The organism is Paenibacillus caui (assembly GCF_019904135.1).
In the GTDB taxonomy this organism is placed as follows: domain Bacteria; phylum Bacillota; class Bacilli; order Paenibacillales; family Paenibacillaceae; genus Fontibacillus; species Fontibacillus caui.
The window spans coordinates 114,515-123,697 of the sequence record NZ_JAIOGQ010000013.1 but is presented as its reverse complement, the minus strand read 5'-3'; the positions used below and the strand labels follow the sequence as shown (position 1 = coordinate 123,697).

Below are 9,183 nucleotides of genomic sequence, written 5' to 3'. Positions count from 1 at the left end.
TTTCGTTGGAAGCAGTTTGATTTTAACCGTTATCGTTTGTGACATTTCAGTCTCCTTTCGGCAAATATCAATCGATTCACCCCCTTGTTTTTTGTTGTTCAACATAACGCTTAATCGTTGCGCTCGGGTACGTCCCTGCGGTAGATACGAAATAGGAACGTGTCCATAGGCTCGGCAAATGCCCTAGATGAGGAAATTCCTCTCTTAACTTTTTAGAACTTTGTCACACTCTAAAGCAACAATGACAATTTTCAATTCTTCGCATATTTCTTGTACCAACTGTTTAAAGCGTTCCTCTACATCAGTACGAAGGAATATTTTTCTTCTATACCGGGGACAAAAAACGAAATGATAGTTGATTAATGATACGGTTGTGTTTGTTCTTCTATATTCGTTCATATACACATTGTATCCATTTTATTTATAAACTGAAACGGACATGCAATAAAAAAGAGTGAAATTTTCGGATACTTGAAGCGCCACAAACCTTTCAGTTTTTAGTGGCACTCGTATCCGACCTCACTATCATCCCACCCCTAAAGGGGGTGCTATCGCACCGTAGTGGGCTTCCCCGTTCGGAAAATCTGTAAATGGCTCATGCGGGATCTAGCCTGCCCGGCATAAACCGACGCTTCAGTATTTGCCCCTTCTTTGCCGGAGCCGCTCATACCAAGGCTGGGAAATTCCGCTCTCTCTGAGCATGATATGCCGCCAAAATGCGTTGGATTCCTTGCGGTCTCCGTACTCCAGGCGGGTGTTCCCCTTGATGCCAAAATGATTGGATTGCCTATGTCCCCTATGCGGTTGATACCACTCAAAACCGTCGAACGTATTCATCTTAACGATTGTCCCCTCCAGAATCGGCAACCTGCGCCACTGCCTCAAATAAATGGATGCAGCAAAAAAAGACAAAAAAAGAACGCAAACCGGGAGTAATTCCGACAGCTTGCGTGCTTCGCGTTATAAAACAAATTCTATTACTTATTATCCTAGCAAATGATGTCGTCCCTGTCTATCTAATTTTGACGTTTTTCGCTAGGCAAGGCCTATTTTCTATTCGGGGACATACGGATTATGCGTTCGCTCATAGCCTACCGTCGTTCTCGGTCCGTGTCCGGGGTATACGGTCACATCGTCTTCAAAACGGTACAGCTTGAGCCGAATCGAATCAATCAGATCATTCTCGCGTCCGCCCGGCAGATCGGTTCGGCCAACTCCAGCCCGGAACAGAACGTCTCCCGAGAATAAATGCTTGCCGCACAAAAAGCTTACACTGCCCGGCGAGTGGCCGGGGGTATGATACACCTTGAACGTTTCGCCGATAAAAGACAAGGTCTGCCCTTCCGCGAGATCGTATTCCGCCTCATCTGTCGCAATAGGTCCGGAAACCTGCGGCCAAAGCAGCGATCCGTTCAGTTTCGGAGAAGTGAGCCACCCGGCTTCAAGCGAATGCAGATAAACGGGACAGCCCTTGGCTTTGCGAATCTCTTCAACACCGCCGATATGGTCAAAATGGGCATGCGTCAGCAAAATCGCCTCGATGTCCAAATGCTCGATCCGGCGGATCAACGGGGCCGGGTTCATGCCCGGATCAATGATTACGGCTTTCCCTTCCTCTTCTCCCTGAAGAAGATAGGCGTTTGTCTGCAGCGGACCCAAGGAAAAGGATTCAATCTTCAGCACCCGCTTACACCCCCGAAAGAAGCTCGCGCAGCTCGGCTACGATCACCGCATGAACTTCCGTTCCTTCTCCGTAAGCACGCATCATTTCCTGCCGGCTAGCGGCGATTTTCGCTTCATAATCCGGAGCTTCCCGGTCCGGGTTCTCCTGCTTGAATTTGGTCATGATCGCCTGTACATGCTTCGGGCGGGGGCCCCAATGTCCCAGCACCGCGCCGCCCGTATCGGCCACGATCACGATCGGCACGGATCTTCCGCCCATCGTCAGAAAATGATCCATCGTATCCTGATTCTCTTCCAGAATCAGCACCTCCATCGGGATGCCGGAAATTTCAAGCGCCCGGAATACGACGGGTACATTGCGGACTACATCGCCGCACCAGTCCGCCGCCAGAATCAATACGCGAAGATCGTCGCGGTGATTCAGGCTTTCAAAAAACTCGCGGTCGCTGTCATTCGGCCACTCAAAACGGTCGTACCATTCCCGGAACGTTTCTTTGTTCTTTGTCATGGTGTTCATAAATTCCGCAGGCTTCAAGCCTTTGCCGAATTTACCGGAAACATTGGTCTTCTTGCTCATATCAAGCGTCCCCTTTCTTCTTGCCGGATATCATCCATTTGATTAAAAAATATACGATCAAAAGCGCAACCGCGCTCAGCAAAATCGGCATGATGTAAGGCGCGGCCTTCTCATCGATATTCTCCCATTGCTCGCCGAGCACCCTGCCCAGGGCAATAAACAGGATCGACCAGGGAAGTACAGCCAAAGTCGTCAGCAGCAGGAACTTGCCGACCTTCATCTTCGCCATCCCGGCCGGAATGGAAATGGCGTGACGGGCAACGGGAATGAAACGGGCTGAAAAAATGACGCCTGTACCGTACTTCAGAAACCACGATTCAGCGACATCAATATGTTTTTTATGTATAAATATATATTTCCCGTACCTCTCCAGAATCGGTCTTCCTCCATATCGTCCAATCCAGTAAATGAACAGCTGCGCCAGCACACCGCCAACCGTGCCGAAAAGTACTGCCCCGATAAAATTAATGTGTCCCTGGTAAACCAGATATCCGCCGTAGGCCAGTACAATTTCACTCGGGATAATTTCGATCATGAGCCCGATCATAATCCCGAAATACCCCAGCTCTTCAATCCACAGCAGCAGTTTGTCAATAATTTCCGATAAGATGTGCACAAGACGGCCCTCTCTCTCCCAAGGAAAATTCTATTAGCTTCAGATTCTCCAGTCTATTCTAGCATAGGAGAGGACATGCATTCTACTTTGATATGGAGCACCAGTTACCGACCTTCAGGCACGAGCATATGCTGTGGTAGAAGAAAGGAGTGATCGGCATGCCCTTTCAGGCGCCGAAGCATCAAAGCCACCTTCCCACGCCGCGCAAAATTCGCAGGAGCTGCAGCAAAGAATTGTACCGGACCATCAAAAGAATGAATGTATACATTCCGGAAGACAAGATTGCCGCAGGAGAAGAGCTGTATTACAAAAAAGTGATCGGCAATCTGCTCTGGATCGCCGACAACATGCAAAACCGAAAGGTCCTGGCCGACTGGTGGGACGAAGCGGTAAGCGAAGAATTGGCGGCCCTTTGGGAAGTGGACCCGGGCAAGCTTCAGCGCGCGTTTCGCGCCGCTTTCTGCGGGTCCTAAAGCGGCAGTGGCCGGGAGCGGCGATTGAAATCTGGGCGATTGGAAGCAAGACGGCTAAAAGCGGATTCTTCTTCGCCAGCGTATACAGCCAGCGTTCTTGCCAGCTCCTGCGCAGTTTCGGTCAGCCTGAAACCACGGTCGTTCCGAAGCTCCTGCAGCCGCTGCACACTGGCATAGAGTCCGGCGTAACGACCGTACAAATCCATTCCGGCTTTGGCTAGCTTGCGCGCCTCTTGCCCTTTTCCATGAGCCCGCTTCAGCTCAGTCAAAGCGGTCAGACCGCGCAGCGCCCCGGTCTGCTTGACGGGATCAAAAGGGTCAAGCAGCGCAGCTTCAGTCCACAGAGCCGCTGCCCGCCTGTCTCCCCGGGCTGCGTAAGCGTCCGCAAGAAGCCAATAGAGCTCGGGCCGCTTGGGATTGTAGCGGATCCCCTGCCGCAGAAGCGGCACGGAACGATCCGTACCGAGCCTCTCGGCGAGCGCTTCCCTGATGTCCGGCTGCAGCGGATTCAGCGCCAGTGCCTTCTCGAGGCGATGCACCGCAGACGGCTCTTCGGCGGCGCGAAGCGCGCTGCGGTAAAGCCGGTCGGCCCGGTGCATCTGCCAGCTGCCGAAGCTCATGACGGCCAGAGCCGCGGCCATGACCGCCGCAAGCAGGCGGGTCGGCAGGCGGAGCCGTGCCGGCCCCGGCACGCAGACTGCCGGCTTTCGCAGCGCTCTGCCTGCGGCGGAAAACGGCCCCGGCCGAAAGTGTGGCCGGGGGTGCCGGCGGGATGATAGCGCTGCTGGCGGCAGTGCGGCTGGCGGTGGTATGTTAGGCGGCTGAACGCCAAGTGGCAGTGCGTCACGCGGCGCGGCTGGCGGTTGCATGCCAGGGGGCAGAGCGTCAAGCGACAGCGGGTTAGACGGCAGCACGGCAGGCCGTAGTGCGTCACGCGATATGTTAAGCGGCGGCATGACTGGTGCCAGCGTATCTGGCGACAGCTCGCCAGAGGGAAGCCCTTCATGTGAAACCTCGGCAGCCGACGGCTCATTTCGCGACAGATCGTTAGGCGGCAGTACGTTAGATGGTGCAAGCGACGGCACGTCTGGCGACAGCGGGTCAGACGGTGGCACATCTAGCGATGGCATGGCAGGAGACAGCAAGTCAAGTGGCTGCCAGACAGACAGCTGCGGGAGCCTGCGGCGCAAGCGGCCCTGCGAGGCCAGTCGAGCCCCCAGCCAAGCGGCGCTCTGACGGTCACTGCCCGGCACTACATGTACAAGGCCCAGAGCGGCAGCCCAAAGCAGCAAAAGCCAGTACAGCCCAAAGGCCATATCCAAATCGACCGACGCGTGAAACAGCAGGACGACAAAGGGCGCAAGCCATTCGCTCCTATTTCGCAGCATGTTCCACCCGCATAGTCCCAGCCAGAGAAGCGTTATAACCAGTCCAATGGTTCCCAGGTTCAGTAAAATATCCATCCAGCCGCTGTGCATAACCGCTCCGACATAAGGCTCCCTCTGCACACTCCGGTAAGCCGAGCGCCATGTCTCCCCGCCCTGTCCCAGCCAAGGGGCCTCCTTGAACAGCTCCCAGCCGTCGCGGTACATCAGTTGTCTGGCCCCCAGGGTGGACAAGCTTGTTCGCAGTCCGCCCGCCGCTTCGCTGCCGCCCAAAGGCATAAGGCAAGCCGCGGCGGTGCAGCCCGCAGCGAAGACAAGCGGGCCTAAGCCACCGAGGGCCGCGAGGAGCGAGCGGCCAGGGCCCGTAGGCCGCGGCCCCCGCCCGGCCAGCTGGCAAAGCGGTAGCGCCAGCAGCAGCGCCAGGCCCCACACGGCGGCGAGCTCCGCCAGCCCCAGCCATGGCGCGGGCGCAAGCTCCGCCTGCATGAGGCGGCGGTACAGCAGGACGCCGCCGGCCAGAAACAGGCCGCTCGCCGCGCACAGCCGGCGGCGCGTTTCCCCGCAGGCCAGCAGCGCCGCGAGGGCCCATGCGGCGGCCGCGGCGAGCCACGAGCCGCGCGACTCGCTCAGCAGCAGGCAGAGCGCGTAGGGCAGCGCCGGCAAGGCCGCCGCAAGCCGCTGCCATAGCGGCGCGGTGGCAGGCAGCCCGGCGAGGCGGAGAAGCTGCTGCAGCACAAAGGCGGCCATGACGGCGCCGAAGGTGTTGGGGTACTGCAGCAGCCCGCCGAGCCGGGCGCCGGAGGCGGCTATGCCGCTGTCGGCGGTGCGCAGCACGGCAAAGGGAAGCGGCAGCAGGCCGTACAAGGCCGCCAGCGCCGACGCCGCCAGCAGCAGGCCCATCAGGCCCCAGCCTGCGCGCAGCAGCGCACGGCCGCGAGGATGAGCGGCGGCACATCCCAGCGCCGCTGCCATGGCGGCGAGCCAGCTCCAGCGCAGCAGCGCGTCCGCGGTGGCCTGCGCAGACAGCGGCCCGGCCGCCAGCCGTGCCGCATACAGCGCGGCGAGTAGCGCCGGCCCCGCTGCAAGCGCCGTGCCTGCCGCGTGCGGCCGTCCCCTCGCGGCTTTGGTCTCCCCCGCTGCAAGCGCCGTGCGCGCCGCGTAGCGTCGCCCCCCTGCGCCTTTGGCGCTCCCCGCCGCAGCCGCCATGCGGCGGCCTGCGCAGGCGCGGCGCAGCAGAAGCAGCGCCCCTGCCCCAAGCCATAGGCCCGCCGGCACATACAGGGACCGGCTGAAATAAAAGCCGGTCTGCAGGCAGGCTGCAAGCCCTGTTGCGGTCAAAGCCGCCGCAGCGGCCGTCGATGTTATGGATGCGCGTGATTCCATTCCCTGGCTTCCCCTTTCGGCAATCCGGCATGAGGAAGGCTTGTTTTTGTTCCTTGGTATGCCCCGAACTATACGTACAGAACACAAAAAAGCCAACCCTTAACAGTGTTGACTTCTTTGTGTACAGGCAACCCTTTCATAACCCCTGGCCCGCTGTTCTTTTATTTTATTTCAATCCGCCTTCGGCAACAGATCCCGGCAAGCATTCTCCAGGTATGGCAATGCGCTGAGGAACTGGCGGAACTGAACGTATTCCTTCCACAGCCCCTCACGGTCGCCGGAGGAGCCTTTCACGGCGCGGATCATAATATTTTTCGGAGTGTGCTCCATATCGATAAATTCCAGCAGCTGCGTCCGGTACCCCATAATATCCAGCAGCTTGGCCCGGATCGCATCCGTGGCAAGCGCTGAAAAACGCTCCTTAAGAATGCCGTGCGAAAGCAGAGGATCCAGCACAGGCGATTTCACCTGACCCATCAGCTCATGCTGGCAGCACGGCACAGACAGAATGACCGAAGCGTTCCAGCGAACGGCCTTCTCCAGCGCCGCATCGGTTGCCGTGTCGCAAGCATGAAGAGTGACTACCATATCCACGCGGCTTAATTCGTCATAGTCGGCAATGTCGCCGACAAGAAAACGCAAATTTTCGTATCCGAGCTTATTCGCCAGCACACTGCAGCGTTCGATCACATCCGCCTTCAGGTCCAGTCCGACAACATTCAGCCGCATTCGCCGTTCCACCGACAAATAATGATACAAGGCGAAGGTCAGATACGATTTGCCGCATCCGAAGTCGACAATTGTCACAGGCCGATCCTGGGGAAGATCGCCGGCCACATCCTGAATCATTTCCAGAAAACGATTGATCTGTCTGAACTTATCAAACCGTTTCGCAAAAACCTTCCCGTCCTCGTTCATGATGCCAAGTTCAACGAGGAAAGGCACAGCTTGTCCTTCTTCCAGAATATATTGTTTTTTCCGGTTGTGGCTTAAGGAGCCTGCCGTTTTGCTCGGAGCCTTGGTGAGGATCGACACCTTGAATTTCTTGCTAATAAGCACCTGGTAGTCCGCGTCCACCGTACACAGAAGCGCCTGGCGGAAGGTCGTTTCGAACAGCTCCGCAAGGCGTTCCTCGAGGAGTGCGGGGAGTATATTTTCATGCGTTACTTTATTGGAAAAATAATACGCCAGCTGATAGTGGAGCTGACCTTTCAATTCAACAGGCTTGATCTGAACCTTGGTATACGCCTGTTCCTCCGATTTATTGCGGCGTTGACTGAGCGTGGCCGAGATAAGTCCGCCTTCCTCCGCGATTTGATGTATAAGCTTCCGCAATGTTTCCATCTGTAATACGCTACCTTTCATGCTAAAATTTCATGCAAAAGAAGACAGGAACGAGACGTCCAGCTTCCCCCGCAGCACGGTAACCGCCTTCCCGCCGATTTTCACCCGGTCGGCCGCAAGTTCTAGCTCCAGCTCTCCACCGCGTGCTGACGCCTGAAACGCCTTAAGCTTATTTTTGCCAAGACGCTCCGCCCAATACGGTGCAAGTCCGCAGTGAGCCGAACCGGTTACCGGATCCTCGTTCACCCCGACCCTCGGAGCAAAAAATCTCGAGACGATGTCATATGCATCCGAATCGCTCTTCGCCGTAACGGCGATCCCCCGGGCAGGCACGCCAAGCAGCGCCGCAAAATCGGGTGTCAGCGTCCGTACGGTCCGCTCGGAGTCCAGCTCGATGAGCACATCTTCGCCGTACCGAAAAATGCCGGAAATGGAGTCCGAGCCAATCCGCAGCGCCTGCGCGAATGCCGCTTCTTCTCCTTCGGCCTGTTTCGAGGGACGAGCCGGAAAATCCAGTTCAATGAATCCGCTGCGCTTGCTGGCGGTCAGCACCCCGCTAAGCGTATGGAACCGCGCAACTTCTCCGGCTCCGAGCCTTCCCGTTTCCCATAAAATATGGGCGCTGGCCAAGGTGGCATGCCCGCAGAGCTTAACCTCCGCGGCCGGGGTAAACCAGCGAAGCCGGTAGCCCTCCTCCACTTTGGTCAAAAAAGCTGTTTCCGAAAGATTCATCTCTTTGGCAATCTGCTGCATGAGCGCCGTTTCCATAGGCTGTTCACAAACACAAACGGCTGCCGGATTTCCGCCGAACGGACGGGCGGCAAATGCATCAACAGTATAAATTTCCATATGTTCTCCTCCAAAAAAAATGACTGAGAGCAGCAGACTCCCCAAGATTCTGCAGGGACTAACGTCCGATGACCGGTAACTTCCCTAACCTTCCCTTACCTTACTGCTTCGACTGAACTTCCTGAAGTCCTTCGAGCACTTCCTCCCGGGGAAGTCCTCCGCGTTCCAGGGCCTCATCGTCAAGCTGAAGCAGCCTGCTATAGAAAGCCGACGCTTCCTCATTCCCGACTTCTCCGTCCTGCTTCAGCCTGAACAGCACGTCCTCCGCCTTGTCGTATCTGCCTTCCTGCTCTTCGTAACGAAACAGCAGCTTTTCCGTATCCGCAGGCGGACGGTAGCCCTTTATGGCATCCAGCACCTCGCCGACCTCCCGGTCGACGTTCCAGAGCTCTTTGTCCGCTCCGTGAAAGGAGGAATATATAAATAAGTGGAGAGCTTTCATAAGGCGCATAAGTCCTTCATCCGTCTGCTTCATCTCCAGATGGACCAGACCCTCCTCCTTCATCAGGCGGGCCATGCTCTGGAGCTTGTCTGCCTCTACTTTATCTCCCAGCCGGAACATATCAATGATGTCCTTCACCGACAGCGAATTCAGCAGCTGGCCGTTCAGACGGAACTGCCTTTTGTACAGCTCATCCATCTCCCAAAGCGCTTCGGTATGCTTCTTCTGCTGCTTCAAGCTGAAGACGGTGCCAAGCACATCGGTCATTTCTTCAATCATGCGAACCAAATAATCTCTTCTTAACATTAGATCTGCCTCCTGCCGCCGCTTGTCCTCGCGGGCTTTCTTCCCCTTTAGTCCATTTGTGCGCTTGTCTCAAATTGTAAGCCATTTAGGGGGCATTTGCCAGTCGTCTCGCAAACAGACGCTTC

General features: G+C 56.5%; 9 protein-coding genes and 1 pseudogene. 1 reads left to right on the top strand and 9 read right to left on the bottom strand.

Features of this window, described 5'->3' with window-relative positions:
• Window positions 1-76: 76 nt before the first annotated feature.
• From K7397_RS09980 to uptA, 5 genes and pseudogenes are all read right to left on the bottom strand, one after another.
• A pseudogene (locus K7397_RS09980) lies at window positions 77-399 on the bottom strand (transposase).
• A 234-nt stretch (window positions 400-633) separates the two neighbouring features.
• Entirely contained in the window at window positions 634-837 is a 204-nt protein-coding gene (locus K7397_RS09975; RefSeq protein WP_223067802.1) for a hypothetical protein, read from the bottom strand.
• A gap of 216 nt (window positions 838-1,053) precedes the next feature.
• Window positions 1,054-1,683, bottom strand: a complete 630-nt coding sequence (locus K7397_RS09970; RefSeq protein ID WP_223067801.1) for an MBL fold metallo-hydrolase — start codon at window positions 1,681-1,683, stop codon at window positions 1,054-1,056.
• Between the two features lie 4 nt (window positions 1,684-1,687).
• Entirely contained in the window at window positions 1,688-2,260 is a 573-nt protein-coding gene (locus tag K7397_RS09965; RefSeq protein ID WP_223067800.1) for a thioredoxin family protein, read from the bottom strand.
• Between the two features lies 1 nt (window position 2,261).
• Window positions 2,262-2,876 (bottom strand): undecaprenyl phosphate transporter UptA, encoded by a 615-nt coding sequence (uptA, locus tag K7397_RS09960; RefSeq protein WP_475599353.1) that lies wholly within the window; start codon window positions 2,874-2,876, stop codon window positions 2,262-2,264.
• A gap of 158 nt (window positions 2,877-3,034) precedes the next feature.
• Between uptA and K7397_RS09955 the strand changes: the two genes are divergently transcribed.
• A complete protein-coding gene (locus K7397_RS09955) occupies window positions 3,035-3,349 on the top strand; it encodes a dehydrogenase (RefSeq protein ID WP_223067799.1) in 315 nt (104 codons plus the stop codon).
• Here K7397_RS09955 and K7397_RS09950 read toward each other — a convergent pair.
• The 4 genes from K7397_RS09950 to K7397_RS09935 form a co-directional block, all read right to left on the bottom strand.
• On the bottom strand, window positions 3,346-5,481 hold the full coding sequence (locus K7397_RS09950) for an O-antigen ligase family protein (RefSeq protein WP_237690825.1): 2,136 nt from the start codon (window positions 5,479-5,481) through the stop codon (window positions 3,346-3,348). The two genes, K7397_RS09955 and K7397_RS09950, sit on opposite strands and share 4 nt — an antisense overlap.
• Window positions 5,482-6,288: 807 nt before the next feature.
• Window positions 6,289-7,461: a class I SAM-dependent methyltransferase gene (locus K7397_RS09945; protein WP_237690816.1), complete on the bottom strand. Its 1,173-nt coding sequence runs from the start codon at window positions 7,459-7,461 to the stop codon at window positions 6,289-6,291.
• Between the two features lie 30 nt (window positions 7,462-7,491).
• Window positions 7,492-8,310 (bottom strand): PhzF family phenazine biosynthesis protein, encoded by an 819-nt coding sequence (locus K7397_RS09940; protein ID WP_223067796.1) that lies wholly within the window; start codon window positions 8,308-8,310, stop codon window positions 7,492-7,494.
• Window positions 8,311-8,410: 100 nt separating this feature from the next.
• Entirely contained in the window at window positions 8,411-9,058 is a 648-nt protein-coding gene (locus tag K7397_RS09935; RefSeq protein ID WP_223067795.1) for a DUF6483 family protein, read from the bottom strand.
• Between the last annotated feature and the right edge of the window lie 125 nt (window positions 9,059-9,183).

Bases quoted from the DNA above. Each gene is read 5' to 3' on its own strand.
- K7397_RS09975 (WP_223067802.1), bottom strand. From the start codon at position 837: ATGAATACGTTCGACGGTTTTGAGTGGTATCAACCGCATAGGGGACAT.
- K7397_RS09965 (WP_223067800.1), bottom strand. From the start codon at position 2,260: ATGAGCAAGAAGACCAATGTTTCCGGTAAATTCGGCAAAGGCTTGAAG.
- K7397_RS09955 (WP_223067799.1), top strand. From the start codon at position 3,035: ATGCCCTTTCAGGCGCCGAAGCATCAAAGCCACCTTCCCACGCCGCGC.
- K7397_RS09950 (WP_237690825.1), bottom strand. From the start codon at position 5,481: ATGGCCGCCTTTGTGCTGCAGCAGCTTCTCCGCCTCGCCGGGCTGCCT.
- K7397_RS09945 (WP_237690816.1), bottom strand. From the start codon at position 7,461: ATGGAAACATTGCGGAAGCTTATACATCAAATCGCGGAGGAAGGCGGA.
- K7397_RS09940 (WP_223067796.1), bottom strand. From the start codon at position 8,310: ATGGAAATTTATACTGTTGATGCATTTGCCGCCCGTCCGTTCGGCGGA.
- K7397_RS09935 (WP_223067795.1), bottom strand. From the start codon at position 9,058: ATGTTAAGAAGAGATTATTTGGTTCGCATGATTGAAGAAATGACCGAT.